The sequence below is a fragment of the Chryseobacterium glaciei genome, assembly GCF_001648155.1.
Lineage (GTDB): Bacteria > Bacteroidota > Bacteroidia > Flavobacteriales > Weeksellaceae > Chryseobacterium > Chryseobacterium glaciei.
In genome coordinates this window covers 976,247-994,151 of record NZ_CP015199.1, presented here as the reverse complement: position 1 = coordinate 994,151, position 17,905 = coordinate 976,247, and the positions used below count along the sequence as shown (strand labels likewise).

Here is a 17,905-nt window from a genome sequence, read left to right as displayed (position 1 = left end):
GAAAAAAAATATATGAAAAAAACTCTACTATTTCTTCTCTTATTTATTTCACAGACCTTTTTTTCGCAAGCAGATTGTACATCTGCATTGTCGGTTTGTGGAAACTCGAGTATCACATATTCTCCTTTGGGAATTGGCGCCGTCAATGAAAGTTTGGGAGGATGTTTAACGACAGGTGAACATAATTCTATTTGGTACAAATTCACGATTGCTACGGGAGGAACGCTTACTTTTAATCTGGTTCCGAACGATCCTGCAGCAGATTATGATTGGGCGGTTTATGGACCAAACGTTACCTGTGGAAGTTTGGGTTCGCCAATACGCTGTAATGCTGCAACCGTAATCGGAGTCGGCGCAGCTACAGGGTTGAATATGACAAGCACGATTACAAATGCTGCGGGTGGCTCATTAACACCTTATTGCAAATATTTGGATGTTTTGCCGGGACAAACCTATTACTTATATATAGATAACTGGGTTGATGGGATTAATCCTACAATGGCTCCATTTTCTTTAACTTGGGGAGGAACGGCTACTTTAGCTTCACCTTTTACAGATCCTACGATACAGCCTCATCCGTTTGTAGCTCCGGGACTGCCTGCCGCAAACCCAGCAGATCCGAGAGAGGTTGTTGTATGTAATAATCCTGCGATTTTTGATTTCACGACTTTATCTGCGGGAATTCTTAATAATAACCCGAATTTCCTGATCAGTTATCATACTACACAAAATAATGCACTTTCGGGATCGAATCCTATTTTAACTCCAATTACGGTTAATACAACGACTACTTATTATTACAGTATTCATTATCTGGATCCTGCAAATCCTACGAATCCTATCAATTCCTGTCGACAGGTTGGTGCATTTAAATTTAAGATGGGAAATATTACGGGAACTAATGTTAATTTATTTGCCTGTAATAATAACAATGCGGGATTAGGAACATTTGATCTTACAACAGCTGCTGTTTTTGGAGATCCTACTGCGACTAAGAAATATTACCCTACACTCACTGACCTTAATGCAGGAACTAATGAAATCCTGAATTTTACAGCTTATGTTGCCGCAGAAGGTACAGTCTATGTAAAAATAACGTCTCAATTTGGATGTATCGCAACTGCGGTCATCACATTGAAGTTTTTCCCAGTTGTTGTGGTAAATGATGCAACGCTGAGATCTTGTTTTATAGAAACCAATCCTTCAACAGGACTATTTAATCTTACCAACGCTTCGGTTACAACACAGGGAGGAATTACCAAAAAGTATTATCCATCTTTAACTGATGCATTGAACGGGACAAATGAAATTCCTGCCACACTAGCAGCCGCATACATCGCTCCGAGTGGTGTTGTTTATATAAAAGTAACGAACGGAAACGGCTGTTTTGCTATTGCTAAAGTTACTTTAATCGTGATAGCTCCGGTTTATTCTACAGTTTTAAAAGATAAAATAATCTGTATGGAAGACAAGACAACATTGGATGCCGGGCCTGGATTCAGTTCTTATCAATGGAGTATGGGTGCTACGACTCAATCTATTACTGATGTTGGCGTTGGAACCTATTGGGTTAAGCTAAAAACAGGGGACTGTATCACAACACAAACGGTAAAAGTATATGCTTCTGAGCAGCCTGTAATTTCCAGTGTCGATATTTCAACAACTACAGTTACGATTGCCGTGATGGGTGGAACTGCACCGTACAAATATTCAATAGACAATATTACTTGGCAGGATTCCAATATTTTTACGAATGTTCCGAGAGGTGATAATATGATTTATGTAAAAGATGCTTATGATTGCGAACCGATTAATATTACGATTGTTGTTCCGAATCTTATTAACGTCATCACTCCAAACGGCGACGGCATAAATGATGTGATTGATTATTCTGCATTGGCAGCAAAACAAAATCTGGTCTTCAATATTTTCGACAGATATGGATCTAAAATTTTCCAGGCGGATAAATTTAATGGCTATAAATGGAACGGAACCACGAACGGAGGAATGAAAGTTCCTACAGGAAATTACTGGTATTCTGTTTCGTGGAATGAAAAAGATAAAAAGAATACCTTATTCAAATACACAGGATGGGTAATGGTTAAAAACCGAGAATAATTAAATCATCAATATAAAATAAAACCATCTTTAACGAGATGGTTTTTTAGTTAAATACTTTTGTATCTTTAAAGTAATCAGAAAGATATAATATTTTCCCGCAGTCTGAAAACTGAATAATTGTACATATTTCATTTTTGTAAGTGCCTTTTCCGGACATATTTCCTAGAGAATTGGTCTGATAAAAATATTTTCCATTTCCTAATGGAAAAATCTCGGAAACTCGCCATTCAATATTTTCATAACGCCTAAAAATTGCCCTAAACAAAGCTAAAATTCTGTTTTTACCCGAAATTTCTTTAGACGGAGGAATCCAGATTATACTTTCATCGGTAAACCATTTTTCAAGCTGTTCTGTTTTTAAAGAATTTAAATCCTTCATAAAATGACTGATCTTACAATTCATAATTTCCATTTATGTAATATACGCGAAAATTATTAACTTGGTTTTTATTTTAAATGATATGAAAGAGCTATTTATCAAACGTTTCGAATATTACAAATCTCTTGGTGACAAAACATTTGAGCAACTTTCTGAGGAGCAGATCTTTTGGCATTTTAACGAAGAAAGTAATTCGATTGCGGTCATTGTAAAGCATCTTGGAGGAAATATGCTCTCCCGATGGACAAATTTTTTAACGGAAGACGGTGAAAAAAGCTGGCGAAACCGTGATGAAGAATTTGTAAATAATTTTAAAACTAAAACGGAAATCCTAGACTTCTGGGAAAAAGGCTGGAAATGCTTTTTCGATGCTTTAAACCAAATTAATGATGAAAATTTATATGCTACACTTTATATAAGGGGCGAAGCTCAGTTGGTTGTAGATGCGGTTTTCCGTCAGATGGCTCATTATCCTTATCATATCGGACAGATCGTTTACATCGCCAAAATGATGAAAAATGATGATTGGAAAACATTTTCTATTGCTAGAAATAAATCCAACGAATTTAATTCTGAAATGAAAGATAAATTCACTGAGACGGATTTTAATTCAAATTCTTCACCTGTTTGCTTTCAAAATAATCCGGAAGTGAGGGACGAATATAAACAATAGACTGAATCAATTCAGAGTTTTTATTTAAATTACTATCTTTGCACCCATAAAAAATCAGGAATACTCAATGTCCCATTTTCATAGAACTGCCGCTTTTCATACGCTCGGCTGCAAATTAAACTTTGCGGAAACATCTACTATTGCCCGTCAATTAACAGATGCCGGTTATGATAAGGTAAGTTTTGATGAAAGAGCGGATATTTATGTAATCAATACCTGTTCGGTAACTGAAAACGCAGACCGTGAGTGCAAACTTCACGTAAAAAGAGCGATGAAAGCTAATCCGGAAGGTTTGGTAGTGATCGTTGGATGTTATGCACAGTTGAAGCCTGAAGAAATTTCACAAATCACGGGTGTTGATTTGGTTCTTGGAGCCAAAGAAAAATTCAATATTCTGAGCTATTTGGATGATTTAGAAAAATCTGAAAGCGAAGGTGTTGTTCATTCTTGTGAAATTGAAGAAACTGATTTCTTTATCGGAAGTTACTCGATCGGAGACAGAACCAGAGCTTTTTTGAAAGTTCAGGATGGTTGTGATTATAAATGTACGTATTGTACAATTCCTCTAGCCAGAGGGATTTCTCGATCAGACACCATCGAAAATGTACTGAATAATGCCAAAGAAATTGCTGCCAGAGACATCAAAGAAATCGTTCTTACAGGTGTAAACATCGGTGATTACGGAAAAGGCGAATTCGGTAATAAAAGACACGAACATACTTTCTTAGACTTAATTTCAGAGCTTGATCAGGTTGAAGGGATCGAAAGAATCCGTATTTCTTCTATCGAGCCGAATCTTTTAAAGGATGAAAGCATCGAATTGGTTTCTAAAAGTAAAAGTTTTGTTCCACATTTTCACATTCCGTTACAATCGGGATGCGATGATTTGTTGAAAAAAATGAAACGTCGTTATTTAACGAAATTATACAACGACAGAGTCAATAAAATCCGTGAGGTAATGCCTGATGCGGCTATTGGTGTTGATGTAATCGTTGGTTTTCCGGGAGAAACTGAGGAAAGATTTATGGAAACGTATAACTTTCTGAATGATCTTCCAATCACATATTTACATGTTTTCACTTATTCTGAAAGAGAAAATACGGAAGCTGTAGGTATGGATGGCGTTGTTCCGATTCCTGAAAGAAAAAAACGTAATAAAATGCTTAGAATCCTTTCTGAAAAGAAAAAGATGGCATTTTATCAAACACAATTAGGCAAAACGCTTCCTGTTCTTTGGGAGCATGAAAATAAGGATGGTAAAATGTTTGGCTTCACAGAAAATTATGTGCGAGTGCAAAAAGATTTTGATCAAGCGTCTGTAAACCAGATCGAATTTCTGAATTTAGAAAAAATACTGTCAGATGGCACGGTTTCTGTGCAATCTTCTTATGAAAGTTTTTTAGCAAAAGTGTAGTCTCTTTGCAAAATTTCTACTAAATTTATTTTTAACTTTTAAATATTACATTCTATGAGAGATAAGTTTTTATCTTGGGGAATTGTATTAGTAACTGTTGCATGGATTGTAGCTTTACTAATCCGGGCAGATTATTGGATACCAATTTCTTTGTCTGCGTTCTATGCATTGGGCGTATACAACGCCTATCAGTCTAAACACGCTATTTTACGGAACTTTCCTGTTGTTGGGTACTTCAGATACTTTTTCGAGAGTATTTCGCCCGAAATGCAGCAATATTTCATCGAAAGAGAGACGGATGGGAAGCCATTTCCAAGAAATCAACGTTCGGCAGTGTACAGACGTGCAAAAAACTTGAGTGATACAGTACCTTTTGGGACTCAGTTAGAAGTTAATCATAGAAAATATGAAGGAATTAAACATTCCATTTATGCTAAATCTCCTGCAGAAGAACTGCCGAGAGTTTGGGTAGGAGGGGAGCAGTGTTCTCAGCCTTATCATGCTTCTTTATTTAATATTTCGGCAATGAGTTTTGGAGCTTTAAGCGATAGAGCTCAGATTTCTTTAAATAAAGGTGCCAAAAAAGGAAATTTTTACCACAACACAGGTGAAGGAGGGATTTCTCCCCACCATTTGGAAGGAGGTGACCTCTGCTGGCAAATCGGGACAGGATATTTTGGTTGTAGAGATGATGAAGGTAAATTTAACCCTGAATTGTTTACAAAATATTCCAATCTTCCTAATGTGAAGATGATCGAGATTAAATTATCTCAAGGTGCAAAACCAGGTCACGGTGGAGTTTTACCGGGAGTGAAAAATACCCCTGAGATTGCAAAAATCCGTCACGTCACACCGGGAGTGACGATTATTTCTCCGCCTTCACATTCAGCATTTTCTAATGCTGCAGGATTGTTGAGATTTGTTCAGCAATTAAGAGAACTTTCCGGAGGAAAACCTGTCGGATTTAAATTATGTATCGGTGATACCAAAGAATTTGACGACATCTGTGTTCAAATGAATGTTCTTAAAATTTACCCTGATTTCATCACAATCGATGGAGCAGAAGGAGGAACCGGAGCCGCACCGCCAGAATTTTCTGATGGAGTAGGAATGCCTTTAGAACCTGCTTTGATCTTTGTTAACAGAACCTTGAACAGTTATAATGTAAGAGATAAATTGAGAGTGATTGCCAGCGGAAAAGTCTTAACAAGTTTAGATATTCTGAGAGCCGTTGCAATGGGTGCAGATATGTGTAATAATGCGAGAGGATTTATGTTTTCTTTAGGGTGTATTCAGGCGCTGAGATGTAATAACAACAAGTGTCCAACAGGTGTTGCAACGCAGGATAAAATGCTGATAAAAGGTCTTGATGTTACAGATAAAGCAGAAAGAGTATACCATTTTCATAAAAATACACTTCATACTTGTAACGAATTAATTGCAGCAGCAGGAAGAACTTCATACGAAGAAGTAGATGCCACAATGTTTATGAGAGGTGATGAGTTTGATCATCTGGCAGACCTTTATTTCCCGGATATTTTAGGAAATGTAAAGCAGAAAGCAAGATCTTGAACGACTAAAAATAATTTCAAAATAAAACCCGCTACGAATTTCATAGCGGGTTTGTTATTTTATAGATTGAATATTTCTTATCTGGCAGTCGTTTTATAAACCTGGAAGTTGAAAACGAAAGTTCTGTTTCTGAAAGAGTAACCACTGTAATTGTAGTGAGCGTCTCTTGCAAAGGCAGCTCTTGAAGGAACAATAATTACACCTTGTAAGTTATAAGGAGAACCATCAGTCTGATCAAAAGCTTTAAATTTTTGTAAAGCTTCATTATAACCTTCAATTACGTAATAACTTGGTTGTTTTGCAGCATCAGTTGTTGCTTGAGTTATTAAAGGATCATTTAGTGGATCAATATAATAAAACTTTGGATCTATTACGGGAGAACCTGATACATCGATCGTGTTATATCCTGTCATATCCGTACCAGAGATAAATGCTACGTCTCCATTTGTATTGGCTCCAAGATAAGTTTTAGCTCTCATCATGATTCTTGTAATGTCTGTAGCTCCAATTGTTTTGCCCGGTGCTGTTGCTGGTGCATCTTCAGGCTGAGCATTAGCTCTTTTGATATAAATTACTCCTGAAGGAAGCGTTACTGGCGCCAACTGAGATAGTTTTTTATAATTATCATCAGCCGTATCTGTTGCGCTGAAAGGCTTTATATTTCCTTGAGTATCCAAATAATTGGCATCTAAAAACTTTTGGATAGACTGGTCGTCATAGGTATTTTGTACTCCGATGTCTTCTGGTTCTACATAATTTTCAACATCATCATCCTTTTTACAAGCAGAAAAGCACAGTGATCCCGCAAGGATATATAAAAATATTTTTTTCATTTCAAAAAACTTTGATTACTTTACAAATAATATAACGACAAAAGTATAAAAAATTATGAGAATAGATAAATTTTTATGGAGCATTCGTTTTTATAAGACCAGAACCATTGCTACTGAGGAGATTAAGAAAAATAGAGTTTCCATTGGCGAATCGGTTGTAAAGTCTTCTAAAGAAGTGAAGGAAGGAGATGTCATTAAAATCCGTAAAAATCAGATTGATTACAAAATTAAGGTCATCCAAATCCCTAAAAGCAGAATGGGCGCCAAGTTGGTTCCGCTTCATATCAAGGACGTGACGGACAAAGAGCAGTATGAAACACTCAAACTGCGTAAAATGACCCAAGATTATTACAGAACCAGAGGAGAGGGAAGACCCACCAAAAAAGATAGACGAGACATGGATGAATATTCAGGAAACGATATTTCCGGAGATTTCACAGACTGGGATGACTTTTTTGGCGAAACAGGTGACTCCAATGATTCAAACGAAGATGAAAACAATGAGAAAGACTTATAAATATAGTTTTTCAATGATTTCATTAACGATATCTTCCGGTTCTCGCGAGTCTGTAATGATATTAAACTGTGCTTTGCTATAGAATTCGTTTCTTTCGAATAAATGTTTAGCAATAAACTCAGAAAGGTTTTCATCCGAAATGTTGGCTATTATCGGCCTTTTCTCTTTTTGTTTTGAAATCCTTTCTGATAAAGTTTGAATCGAAGCTCTTAAAAATACGCTCTTAGAGTTAAGATTTACAATTTCCATGTTATTGTAATAAACAGGAGTTCCTCCACCCAGGCTTAAAACAAGATTTTCTTCCGTAGCCAAGAGCTCTTCCAAAGTTTCTCTTTCCAGCTTTCTAAAGTGAATTTCTCCCTTTTTTTCGAATATTTCAGGAATGGTTAATTTATTTCGCCTAGAAATCTCTTTATCTAGGTCAATTAATTTAAAATTTATTTTTTCGCTTAATATTTTGGAAATGTGAGATTTGCCACTCCCCATGTATCCTACCAGTGAAATTATCATGAATTTATTTTAAACAAATTTGCGAAAAAGTTTTGAGAAATAAAAAAAAGCTATATCTTTGCACCACTCAAAACAAGGGACGTTACTCACAACAAAACTTGATAATAAAGTGACCGACTCGGTAGCTCAGCTGGTAGAGCAATACACTTTTAATGTATGGGTCCTGGGTTCGAATCCCAGCCGGGTCACAAGCGAAAAAATGATTACTAGATTTTTGTAATTCTTTTTAGCCTGCGTGGTGAAATTGGTAGACACGCCATCTTGAGGGGGTGGTTTCCTAAGGATGTGCTGGTTCGAATCCAGTCGCAGGCACTGCAAAGAAAATTGAAATTTTATTTTAAGATGTGAATTATTTTTCATACTTTTGCAATCTTAAAATTTAGTGACCGACTCGGTAGCTCAGCTGGTAGAGCAATACACTTTTAATGTATGGGTCCTGGGTTCGAATCCCAGCCGGGTCACAAGTTTACTGAAAAGTAAATTTTTTTCATATTAATATTTTGTGATTTGGTGTTCAAAGGCTTCCTAACGGTGGCCTTTGATTTTTTATATATACTCAAGAACAAATCAGTTTTTAAAATTAATCTTCTAAGATTTACTTAAACAAATATTTAATCTTCATCATTTCATCAATAATAAATTTTGAATTAAAACATAAAAAAAGCGTCACTTAAAAAAGATAACGCCTATTTATATTTTGTATGGAATTTTTTAATCTAAATGCATATTGTCGATCAATCTCACACCATCTACCATTACAACGATAAACGCTCTGAAATTTCTGTCCTTATAAAAGAAATCTGTTTCCTTTAAAGTTTCTTCGTCCGCAATAAGGAAATATTCCAACTGCATGCCTTGCTGATGATCCATAATATCTTGGACTCTTTCTTTGATCTCCGCAATCGTTACAACTCTGAACCAATCATTCACTTTATTTAAAGTCTCAAAAATAATCTTTGAAGCCTCTCTTCTGTCTTCATGAAGTCTTTGGTTTCTTGAACTTAATGCTAAACCATTTTCTGCTCTATAAATAGGAACTCCTTTTATTTTTACGGTAAGTTGCTTCTTTTCGACCATTTTTTTAATAATAGCCAATTGTTGGAAGTCTTTTTCACCAAAATAAGCGTTGTCTGGTTTTACCTGATTGAAAAGCTCTTCTACAACAGTTCCTACACCGTCAAAATGCCCCGGTCTGGATTTTCCTTCCATTTCATTCTCCAATCCATCATAATCATAATGTTGGCTTACTGCTTTTTCAGGGTAAATATCTTCAACATTTGGAATATAAACCGCATCCACAAGCCCTGAATTCTTTAAAATTAAGACATCTCTATTAATATCTCGTGGGTATTTTTCCAGATCTTCAGGATTATTAAACTGAGTCGGGTTTACAAAAATTGAAGAAACTACAAGATCATTTTCTTTTCTAGCTGCCTCATACAGGGATAAATGGCCATTATGCAAAGCCCCCATCGTAGGTGCAAAACCTATCCTTTTACCCATTTCTTTCTGTCTTTCAATGAAATCCTGAAGTGTTTTTTTGTTTTTTAGAACTTCCATAGTTTATTTTAATAGCAATTCAAAAATACTAAAAATATCATATAATAAAATGCGTTTTTAGCAATTTGGAAAAGGGAATTATCGTAAAAAAATGTTAATTAAAATAATGTTGGATGTTTTTTTGTAATTTTGCACATTAAAGCATTTTTACAAAAATTAGATAGAAGTTTATGCCGAATCAAAAAATACTGTACATTACTACAGAGATGTATCCATATCAAGAAGACACGAATATGGCTGCAGTGGTAAACAAAATGGCACTTAAGATGCACCAAGAAGGCAATGATGTAAGAGTTTTTATGCCAAGATTTGGACAAATAAGTGAGAGAAAGTTCCAATTACACGAGGTTATCCGTCTTTCTGGAATGAATATTATTATTAACGATCTAGATCAACCCTTAATTATTAAAGTAGCGTCTCTTCCGGGGGAAAGACTGCAGGTGTACTTTATAGACAATGAAGAGTACTTCAAAAGAAAACAATATTATTTTGATGATGAAGGAACTCCTTTCGATGATAACGACGAGAGAGCAATTTTCTTTGCAAGAGGAGTAATTGAGACTATCAAGAAACTAAACTGGGTTCCTGATGTAATTCACCTTAATGGCTGGATGGCTTCTTTCGTTCCAATTTATCTTAAAACATATTACGAATCTGATACTTATTTCAAAGATGCAAAAATCGTTCTTTCATTATACAATGAGAAAGATGCACCTTTTGATAAAAATATCGGTGAAAAATTGAAATTCGACAATATTTCAGGATTAAAAGCGTTAGATAATCCGAGTGTTCAAAGTTTTGTAATCGAAAGCATGAAGTATGTAGACGCAGTAGTAAAAGGAGACGAATTTCTAGATGGAGACTTAGATAAAGCCTTCAACGAAACGTCAACTCCAAAATCGGAATATCTCGATGTGGATTCTATAAACCAACTTTATTAAAAAACACATTTTAATGACTTATAATATTAAAAAAGCTTTCGCCATTCTTTCTTTGGCGATTTTTGGAAGTGTATTGCTTTATAATTGCGAACCCGATCCGGATTCTTTAGGAGAACAATTATTCTTAGACGGAGCTGCACATGGCGAGGAGGTTTCTTATCCTCTTATTGCCTATAATATTAATAATAATGATAGTATCAGAAGTGATGCTTCTAAATTAGGGTATGCAACTTTGGGCGCTGTAAAAGATGCTCAGTTTGGTAAGCAAAAAGCTGCTTATTATACACAATTAAGACTACCAGCATATAATCCTGATTTTGGGACTAATCCTACAGTTGATTCTGTGGTGTTGGTAATTAAGCCAACGTATGCTTCAGATTCTATTACAACGACTACGAATGAAGATTACATCTATCCGGATGGAAGTGTAGCTGCTAAAAAAGTTGTAAATACTTATCCTGCAATAAAATACGGTAGAACAAAATCTCCAAAACTTACGATAAGAGTAAATGAAGTAACTGAGTTCTTAAATGGTCCTGCAGATATAGCTTATTCAAACAAAGCTTATACAATTGGACAAGAAATTGGAACTAAAGATTTTACGGGAACAGTAAATTCTGTAGCAATTACTAAAGATTCTGATGCGTCTTCATTGTTTACTTCTGCAACTGGCTTTAGAATTCCTTTATCACCTAGTTTCTTTAAAACTAAAATTATTGATAAAAAAGGTCAGCCTGAACTTAGTGATGTTTCAAATTTCATCAGACACTTCAAAGGTCTGAAACTTTCTGTTGATGAAGATGATGCTTATTTAATACAATTCTCTCCTAATGATATGGAGTTAGTAATGTATTATAAAAATGATAAGACTGAAAATAATACTACGACAAGACCTCAATCAACTTATACATTTGCTTTAGGTTCTGCGAATGCTCATATTGCAAACTATAAATATGAGAGAAGCTCTCAATTTTCTACTTACGTTTTAGGAAATAAAGAATTAGGTGATGAAAAACTGTACACACAAGGAATGGGAGGTCCTTCAATAGGAGTTAAGCTTTCTACGCAAACAATTAAAGATCTTAAAGAATTGTATCAAAATAATAAAGCAGCTATTATCAGTGCTAAAATTAGAATGTATACAGATCCTGTTTGGACAAATAAATATGCAAAGCCTAAAAACTTTACTATTGTTCAAAGAGATATTGATAGAACAACAGATCCTACAAAGCCTAAAGTTACCACAGCATTTACAACAGATTTATTGAATTTAACGGGATCTAACAATTTTGCAATTTACCGAACTTACGATCTTGACAAAACCCAATCATATTATGACTTTACAGTCACAAAATCTGTAAAAGATATTATTGAGGGGAATCTTAATAATCAGGCTATTGAGGATAAATATTTTAAAATTGATTTAGGTAGCTTCTTAACTACATCAACAGGTGCTTTGGCAGGATACCAATATACATCAACACCATATGCTGTAGACAGAGCTGTATTTATAGGATCTAAATCGACAGATGCCAATAGAATTCAGTTAAAAATCATTTACGGTACAAAATAAAACTTAAAAAACACTTGATAAAATTATGTGCGGAATAGTAGGATATACAGGTTTTCAGGACGCTTACGATATAGTAATCAATGGTCTTAGAAGACTAGAATATAGAGGATACGATAGTGCAGGGATTGTTCTTGAAGATAAAAATAACAAGCTGGAAGTTGAAAAGACAAAAGGGAAGGTAGAAGATCTTGTTAATATTGCGAGCCATTTAAAAGGAACAGCTACAATAGGAATGGGGCACACACGTTGGGCAACTCACGGTGTTCCAAGTGATAGAAACTCTCACCCGCATTTATCTAATAACAATAAGATAGCAATCATCCATAATGGTATCATTGAAAATTATGATACTATTAAAAAAATGCTTACTGAAAAGGGGTTTACATTTAAATCTGAAACAGATACTGAAGTATTGGTAAATCTTATCCAGTATTTTATGGATCTTAACGAAGAAATGGATTTTCCGACGGCTGTAAGATATGCTCTTAACGAAGTATATGGGGCATATGCAATTACAGTAATGCATGAAGACTATCCTGGAGTATTGGTTGTTGGAAGATTAGGTTCTCCATTGGCTATTGGTATTGGTGATAAAGAATATTTTATTGCTTCTGATGCTTCTCCTTTCGTAGAATTTACAAAAGAAGCTATTTATTTAGAAGAAGGTCATATGGCAACTATTTCATTGGAAAATGGAGTAGATATCAGAACTATTAATGATAATTCTAAAATTGAGCCTGAAATTCAGAAACTTAAGTTGAGTTTGGAACAGATTGAAAAGGGTGGTTACGAGCACTTTATGCTTAAAGAGATTTTTGAGCAGCCAAAATCTGTACAAGATACAATGAGAGGAAGATTGATCGTAGAAGAAGGCGTAATTAAAATGGCCGGAATCTGGGATCACGTTGAGAAATTCAAAAATGCAAACAGAATCATCATCATTGCTTGCGGAACCTCTTGGCATGCAGGTCTTATTGGCGAATATTTGATTGAAGAATATGCAAGAATTCCTGTGGAAGTAGAATATGCATCAGAATTCAGATACAGAAACCCGATTATCACTGATAAAGATGTGGTAATTGCAATTTCTCAATCTGGGGAAACAGCTGATACAATGGCAGCATTGAAGCTTGCAAAAGAAAGAGGTGCATTTATATATGGTATATGTAATGTCGTAGATTCATCTATTGCAAGAATTACAGATGCAGGTTCATATACTCATGCAGGGCCGGAAATTGGTGTGGCTTCTACAAAAGCATTTACAGCTCAGCTTACCATTCTTAGCTTAATTGCACTTAAATTAGGTAAGCACAATGGTAACCTAGGAAACGCTGAATTTATGAGCTTAATTGCCGAATTGGATGCTATGCCTAAGAAAATAGAAGATGTTCTTAATGCAACCCATGAATTGACTCAGAATATCGCAAAAGACTTCGTAGGTGCTACCAATTTCCTATATTTAGGAAGAGGATACAATTATCCTGCAGCTCTTGAAGGTGCCCTAAAACTAAAAGAAATCTCTTATATTCATGCTGAAGGATATCCTGCTGCAGAAATGAAGCACGGACCAATTGCATTAATTGACGAAAACATGCCAATTGTTATCATTGCTCCTAAAAAAGGACACTATGATAAGATTGTAAGTAATGTTCAGGAAATTAAGGCTAGAAAAGGAAAAATTATTGCTGTAGTAAATAGAGGAGACACACAGGTAAGCGAAATGGCAGATTATGTTATTGAGATCCCTGAGACTTCAGAATGTTTCTCTCCAATTGTTGCATCAGTACCTTTACAGCTTTTAGCATATTATATCGCTGTATATAGAGGTGCCAATGTAGACCAGCCGAGAAACCTTGCGAAATCTGTAACTGTGGAATAAAAATACTTGGAAATAAAATAAATTTAGATTTCTTTCGTTATTTCAAAAAAAATCTTAAAAGTTTCTTAAAAAAATTATATATTTACGGCTTAATTATAAAAATTAACATGAAAAGGATATTTCTTTTATTATTGTCTGCGTCAGTAGCGTCGGTATCTTGTTCAGGTGGTGGAAGCTCTTCTGTAGGGAAGCCAGGAACAAAAGGAGAATTGATACCAAGAGAAAAAACAAAATCATTTGTTGCGGAAAGACCATTCGGAATGGTGGCAATTCCTGCAGGATCGTTTGTTGCTGGTTTAGCAGACCAGGATCCAACAAATACTCCTGAAAAAGCAGCATTGAAAACTGTGACTGTCTCTTCTTTCTTCATGGATGAAGCTGAAACTACTAATGCAGAGTACAGGGTGTTTATCAACTATGTAAGAGATTCAATTGCTAGAACTTTACTTGCTGAAGCTGCCGGAGAAGGTGGTGAAGGTGGTGGTAAAGGAGCAAGCATAGGAGATTATGCATACCTTGCTAAAAAAGAAGAGAATTTAACACCATATCAAGAGTATTTAGAGGGACAAGGAGGTAGAGATGACGGCGGATTTGATGCAAGCAAGAGACTAGACTGGAAAATTCCTTTACATTGGAGTACTACAAAATATCCTGATGTAGAATATGCAGAAGTATTAGAGTCTTTATATTTACCTGCTTCTTCAAGAATGGGTAGCGAAAGAATCTTAGATGTTAGTAAATTAAAATATAATTATCAGTGGGGAGATATGGATGCTGCACTTGCTGACAACGAGAGAGGTGTAAACTTCCTTAAGAGTGAGAGTATTGCAGTTTATCCGGACACTACTGTTTGGGTAAAAGATTTCCACTTTGCTTATAATGAGCCATTGTTCGAACAATATTTTTGGCACAAAGCTTACAAAGATTATCCTGTTGTTGGGGTAACTTGGGATCAAGCTAGAGCATACTGTAACTTCAGGTCTAAATTGAAATCTGATTATAACGAAAGCTTAAAAAGAAGAAAACAAAGACCATTAACTTTCCGTTTACCTACAGAAATTGAGTGGGAATACGCTGCAAGAGGAGGTATGCAAAATGCGACTTACCCTTGGGGAGGTCCATATTTAATGGATGATAGAGGTTGTTACTTAGCAAACTTTAAGCCGAAAAGAGGTAATTACATGGAAGATGATAAAAAAGGTACTTATACATATGCCGCTCCAGTAAAGAAATTTAAGAAAAACGGATTTGGGTTATTTGATATGGCCGGAAACGTTTCTGAATGGACAGAGTCTGGATATAATAATTCTTCATACGGGTTCTCTTCTACTTTAAATCCTTCAACTAAAAGTAAAACTGATACTAAGAAATCTGTAAGAGGTGGTTCTTGGAAAGACGTAGGTTATATGCTTATGACTGGTGCAAGAGATTGGGAAAGAAAAGATTCTGCGAGAAGTTATATCGGATTTAGAACAATCCAGGATATTCCTGAAGCTGCTGTTAAGCCGAGAAGAGTTAACAGATAATAATTATCGGACATTTATTTTTTCAATAACAATTTTATTTAACATTAAAAAAACTAACTTATATGTTTAAGACTAAAGATGCTTGGATGAATTTCTTTTATTCGTTCGGTGCTGCAATTGTAATTCTTGGAGCTTGGCTTAAAATTACTCACATTACATTAGGACCAATCAATGGTAACATCGCTCTTACCGTGGGGCTTATTACTGAAGCAATTATCTTTATTATTTTCGCTTTTGACCCTCCAAAATCTGAAGAGTCTTATGCTTGGGAAAATGTTTACCCAGAATTATTAGATAAGCATGCAAATCCAAACCCAATACATTCAAATATCTCTTCTAAAAATGGAGCTGCTCAATTTGCTGAATTAGAAAATTCTCTTTCTACAAAATTGGACAAAATGCTTGCTGATGCAAAATTAGATGTTCAGTTATTTGATAGACTAAGAACAGGTATTGATAAATTTTCAAACTCTGTAGACCAGATCAACCAAACTGTTGACGTTTCTGCTTCTACTCATAAGTATAATGATCAGTTAAACAAAGCGGCTACACACATGGAAAGTATGAATGCCCTATATGTAATGCAGTTGGAAAACGGTAAAAGACAATCAGAATTTGCTAACAAATATGTTGCAGATATGCAAAAATCTGCTGAGCACTCAGAAAAATTTAATCAGGAATTACAAGGTTTAACATCTAACTTAAATAACTTAAACAGAGTTTATGGTGGTATGTTAACTGCTATGAAGTCATAATTTCCTAAACCATTTCTAAATTTTAACTACTTAATCAAAAACAACAGAGAATGGCAACAGGAAAACAGACGCCTCGTCAGAAGATGATCAACCTTATGTATTTGGTGTTCATCGCTATGATGGCCCTAAATATTGATGCGGAAATCATCAGATCATTTTATGATTCTACTAAAGCACTTAACGAGACTAGATTTTTAACTGAAAAGAAAAACGAGAAAATTTTCGAAAAAACTTTAGAGGCAAAAGCTCAACAAGTACCAGATACTTATGCTACGCCTTGGGAGCAGTACAAAGTCTTGAAATCTAAGGTAGATGTATTGGTGAAATCAGCAGAAGAGATTAAAGATAATCTTAAAAAACAATCTGAATTTCACGAAAAAGACAAAGCAGGAAAAGAGATTGATGTAAGCGAAAACTTCGCAGCCCTTAATAATAATGAAGCAACGATGAGTTACTTCTTTAAAGATGGAGATGAAAATACTCTGACAAAAGGGTCTACGGATTTGAAAGCTAAAATGGATGATGTAAGAAATTATATTGTTGCAACTTTTGGTAAAAATTCTCAATTGAAGGATTTAGTAGATAGAGCTAATGCATCTATCGTTGCAGAATATCCTCAAGGAAAATCTCCAAATGGTAAAACTTGGTTCCAGAATAAATTCTATCACCAGTCACTTATCGCAGCAATATCAAATCTTGGAATCATTCAGAATGATGCAAGAAACGTACAATCTGATGCACTAGCATTATTGCTTCAGGAAAAAGTGGATGCAAGCATCAAGTTTAATAATTATGAAGCTATTGTTTCTGCGCCTACAGATATTCAGTCTGGTAAAAAAGCAGAAGCGGTTATTATGTTAGGAACTTATTCAAACAGTAATAAAATTAGTATCAGTGGAGTTAGCAGACAAGAAAACGGTAAAGGATATATTCCTTTAAATACTAGTGGACTTGGTGAGCACAAAATTAATGGAACTATTACATTAACAGATGCTACAGGAAAATCACAACCTTACCCTTATACGCATACTTATAATGTAATTGCTGGTCCGCAAGAAGTAAAACTTGAAAAAGGATTATTACTTTCTGCTGATAAGATGAATGTAATGTATAGAGGACTTGAGAACCCTGTTTCAGGATCAATCTTAGGTGCTGACAATTCTAAACTTTCATTATCTGCTCCGGGTGCTACAGTAAGAAGTACAGGTCCAGGAAAATGGATTGTTAGTCCTAGCTCAGGAAACACTGTTAAATTAACACTATCAGGTAAAAACCCTAGTGGACAAAATGTTTCTCAGGTGTTTGAATACAGAATTAAAAATGTACCGCCACCACAAGGACAAATGAGAGGTCAGAACGTATTATCTATGCCTGCAACTTCAGTACCTAACCAGTCTGTACAAGCAGCAATACCGGATTTCGACTTCCCAGTTTCATTCACTGTTAATCAGTTTATGGTAAAAATCCCTGGTAGAGCAGCATTATTGATTAAAGGTAGCAGCTTAGATGACGCAGCTGGATTGGTGAAAAACTTAAGATCAGGAGACGTAGTTTATATATTTGATATTAAAGCAACGGCTACAGGTCTAGGTAATCAGCAGATTAAGAATATATCTCCTATCGTTATCAATATTAATTAATTTTAATAAGTT

The 17,905-nt window shown here is 35.2% G+C and carries 15 protein-coding genes and 3 tRNA genes; 14 read left to right on the top strand and 4 right to left on the bottom strand.

Annotation, left to right across the window (positions count from 1 at the left end):
* Positions 1-12: 12 nt before the first annotated feature.
* The gene (locus tag A0O34_RS04365) at positions 13-2,118 is read left to right on the top strand and encodes a T9SS type B sorting domain-containing protein (RefSeq protein WP_066751693.1); all 2,106 of its coding nucleotides are present in this window, start codon (positions 13-15) and stop codon (positions 2,116-2,118) included.
* 46 nt (positions 2,119-2,164) lie between these two features.
* On the opposite strand, the gene A0O34_RS04360 is transcribed toward A0O34_RS04365, so the two are convergent.
* Positions 2,165-2,524: a nuclear transport factor 2 family protein gene (locus A0O34_RS04360; RefSeq protein WP_157885946.1), complete on the bottom strand. Its 360-nt coding sequence runs from the start codon at positions 2,522-2,524 to the stop codon at positions 2,165-2,167.
* A gap of 58 nt (positions 2,525-2,582) precedes the next feature.
* On the opposite strand from A0O34_RS04360, the gene A0O34_RS04355 reads away from it, so the two are divergent.
* From A0O34_RS04355 to A0O34_RS04345, 3 genes are all read left to right on the top strand, one after another.
* Positions 2,583-3,173, top strand: a complete 591-nt coding sequence (locus A0O34_RS04355) for a DUF1572 family protein (protein WP_066751689.1) — start codon at positions 2,583-2,585, stop codon at positions 3,171-3,173.
* A 67-nt stretch (positions 3,174-3,240) separates the two neighbouring features.
* Positions 3,241-4,587, top strand: coding sequence for a tRNA (N(6)-L-threonylcarbamoyladenosine(37)-C(2))-methylthiotransferase MtaB (mtaB, locus tag A0O34_RS04350; RefSeq protein ID WP_066751686.1), 1,347 nt, complete (start codon positions 3,241-3,243; stop codon positions 4,585-4,587).
* Positions 4,588-4,641: 54 nt separating this feature from the next.
* Positions 4,642-6,159 (top strand): FMN-binding glutamate synthase family protein, encoded by a 1,518-nt coding sequence (locus tag A0O34_RS04345; protein ID WP_066751683.1) that lies wholly within the window; start codon positions 4,642-4,644, stop codon positions 6,157-6,159.
* 77 nt (positions 6,160-6,236) lie between these two features.
* On the opposite strand, the gene A0O34_RS04340 is transcribed toward A0O34_RS04345, so the two are convergent.
* Positions 6,237-6,992 (bottom strand): hypothetical protein, encoded by a 756-nt coding sequence (locus A0O34_RS04340; RefSeq protein WP_066751680.1) that lies wholly within the window; start codon positions 6,990-6,992, stop codon positions 6,237-6,239.
* 55 nt (positions 6,993-7,047) lie between these two features.
* Here A0O34_RS04340 and A0O34_RS04335 point away from each other — a divergent pair, with 55 nt between their 5' ends.
* Positions 7,048-7,509 (top strand): RNA-binding S4 domain-containing protein, encoded by a 462-nt coding sequence (locus tag A0O34_RS04335; RefSeq protein ID WP_066751677.1) that lies wholly within the window; start codon positions 7,048-7,050, stop codon positions 7,507-7,509.
* Here the strand turns inward: A0O34_RS04335 and A0O34_RS04330 are convergent.
* Positions 7,504-8,019 carry a shikimate kinase gene (locus A0O34_RS04330; protein WP_066751674.1) on the bottom strand — a complete coding sequence of 172 codons (516 nt, stop codon included), beginning with the start codon at positions 8,017-8,019 and terminating at the stop codon, positions 7,504-7,506. The genes A0O34_RS04335 and A0O34_RS04330 overlap by 6 nt on opposite strands.
* A gap of 115 nt (positions 8,020-8,134) precedes the next feature.
* On the opposite strand from A0O34_RS04330, the gene A0O34_RS04325 reads away from it, so the two are divergent.
* The 3 genes from A0O34_RS04325 (at position 8,135) to A0O34_RS04315 (ending at position 8,480) form a co-directional block, all read left to right on the top strand.
* Positions 8,135-8,207, top strand: a tRNA-Lys gene (locus tag A0O34_RS04325).
* 41 nt (positions 8,208-8,248) lie between these two features.
* Positions 8,249-8,331, top strand: a tRNA-Leu gene (locus A0O34_RS04320).
* A gap of 76 nt (positions 8,332-8,407) precedes the next feature.
* A tRNA-Lys gene (locus A0O34_RS04315) sits at positions 8,408-8,480 on the top strand.
* 250 nt (positions 8,481-8,730) lie between these two features.
* On the opposite strand, the gene panC is transcribed toward A0O34_RS04315, so the two are convergent.
* Positions 8,731-9,579, bottom strand: coding sequence for a pantoate--beta-alanine ligase (gene panC / locus A0O34_RS04310; protein WP_066751672.1), 849 nt, complete (start codon positions 9,577-9,579; stop codon positions 8,731-8,733).
* 170 nt (positions 9,580-9,749) lie between these two features.
* On the opposite strand from panC, the gene A0O34_RS04305 reads away from it, so the two are divergent.
* The 6 genes from A0O34_RS04305 (at position 9,750) to porM (ending at position 17,893) form a co-directional block, all read left to right on the top strand.
* Positions 9,750-10,520 (top strand): glycogen/starch synthase, encoded by a 771-nt coding sequence (locus A0O34_RS04305; protein ID WP_066751669.1) that lies wholly within the window; start codon positions 9,750-9,752, stop codon positions 10,518-10,520.
* Between the two features lie 13 nt (positions 10,521-10,533).
* On the top strand, positions 10,534-12,093 hold the full coding sequence (locus tag A0O34_RS04300; protein ID WP_066751660.1) for a DUF4270 family protein: 1,560 nt from the start codon (positions 10,534-10,536) through the stop codon (positions 12,091-12,093).
* A gap of 25 nt (positions 12,094-12,118) precedes the next feature.
* Positions 12,119-13,972, top strand: a complete 1,854-nt coding sequence (gene glmS / locus A0O34_RS04295) for a glutamine--fructose-6-phosphate transaminase (isomerizing) (protein WP_066751657.1) — start codon at positions 12,119-12,121, stop codon at positions 13,970-13,972.
* A 107-nt stretch (positions 13,973-14,079) separates the two neighbouring features.
* A complete protein-coding gene (porK, locus tag A0O34_RS04290) occupies positions 14,080-15,498 on the top strand; it encodes a T9SS ring complex lipoprotein PorK/GldK (protein WP_066751654.1) in 1,419 nt (472 codons plus the stop codon).
* 62 nt (positions 15,499-15,560) lie between these two features.
* Positions 15,561-16,253 (top strand): type IX secretion system motor protein PorL/GldL, encoded by a 693-nt coding sequence (porL, locus tag A0O34_RS04285; RefSeq protein ID WP_066751651.1) that lies wholly within the window; start codon positions 15,561-15,563, stop codon positions 16,251-16,253.
* Between the two features lie 50 nt (positions 16,254-16,303).
* Positions 16,304-17,893, top strand: a complete 1,590-nt coding sequence (porM, locus tag A0O34_RS04280) for a type IX secretion system motor protein PorM/GldM (RefSeq protein WP_066751649.1) — start codon at positions 16,304-16,306, stop codon at positions 17,891-17,893.
* The last annotated feature ends 12 nt before the right edge of the window (positions 17,894-17,905 follow it).

Excerpts from the sequence above, each read along its gene's own strand:
- panC (WP_066751672.1), bottom strand. The coding sequence starts at position 9,579 with ATGGAAGTTCTAAAAAACAAAAAAACACTTCAGGATTTCATTGAAAGA.
- A0O34_RS04345 (WP_066751683.1), top strand. The coding sequence starts at position 4,642 with ATGAGAGATAAGTTTTTATCTTGGGGAATTGTATTAGTAACTGTTGCA.
- glmS (WP_066751657.1), top strand. The coding sequence starts at position 12,119 with ATGTGCGGAATAGTAGGATATACAGGTTTTCAGGACGCTTACGATATA.
- A0O34_RS04360 (WP_157885946.1), bottom strand. The coding sequence starts at position 2,524 with ATGAATTGTAAGATCAGTCATTTTATGAAGGATTTAAATTCTTTAAAA.
- A0O34_RS04300 (WP_066751660.1), top strand. The coding sequence starts at position 10,534 with ATGACTTATAATATTAAAAAAGCTTTCGCCATTCTTTCTTTGGCGATT.
- A0O34_RS04340 (WP_066751680.1), bottom strand. The coding sequence starts at position 6,992 with ATGAAAAAAATATTTTTATATATCCTTGCGGGATCACTGTGCTTTTCT.
- porK (WP_066751654.1), top strand. The coding sequence starts at position 14,080 with ATGAAAAGGATATTTCTTTTATTATTGTCTGCGTCAGTAGCGTCGGTA.
- A0O34_RS04355 (WP_066751689.1), top strand. The coding sequence starts at position 2,583 with ATGAAAGAGCTATTTATCAAACGTTTCGAATATTACAAATCTCTTGGT.
- A0O34_RS04335 (WP_066751677.1), top strand. The coding sequence starts at position 7,048 with ATGAGAATAGATAAATTTTTATGGAGCATTCGTTTTTATAAGACCAGA.
- A0O34_RS04365 (WP_066751693.1), top strand. The coding sequence starts at position 13 with ATGAAAAAAACTCTACTATTTCTTCTCTTATTTATTTCACAGACCTTT.
- porM (WP_066751649.1), top strand. The coding sequence starts at position 16,304 with ATGGCAACAGGAAAACAGACGCCTCGTCAGAAGATGATCAACCTTATG.
- porL (WP_066751651.1), top strand. The coding sequence starts at position 15,561 with ATGTTTAAGACTAAAGATGCTTGGATGAATTTCTTTTATTCGTTCGGT.
- A0O34_RS04330 (WP_066751674.1), bottom strand. The coding sequence starts at position 8,019 with ATGATAATTTCACTGGTAGGATACATGGGGAGTGGCAAATCTCACATT.
- A0O34_RS04305 (WP_066751669.1), top strand. The coding sequence starts at position 9,750 with ATGCCGAATCAAAAAATACTGTACATTACTACAGAGATGTATCCATAT.
- mtaB (WP_066751686.1), top strand. The coding sequence starts at position 3,241 with ATGTCCCATTTTCATAGAACTGCCGCTTTTCATACGCTCGGCTGCAAA.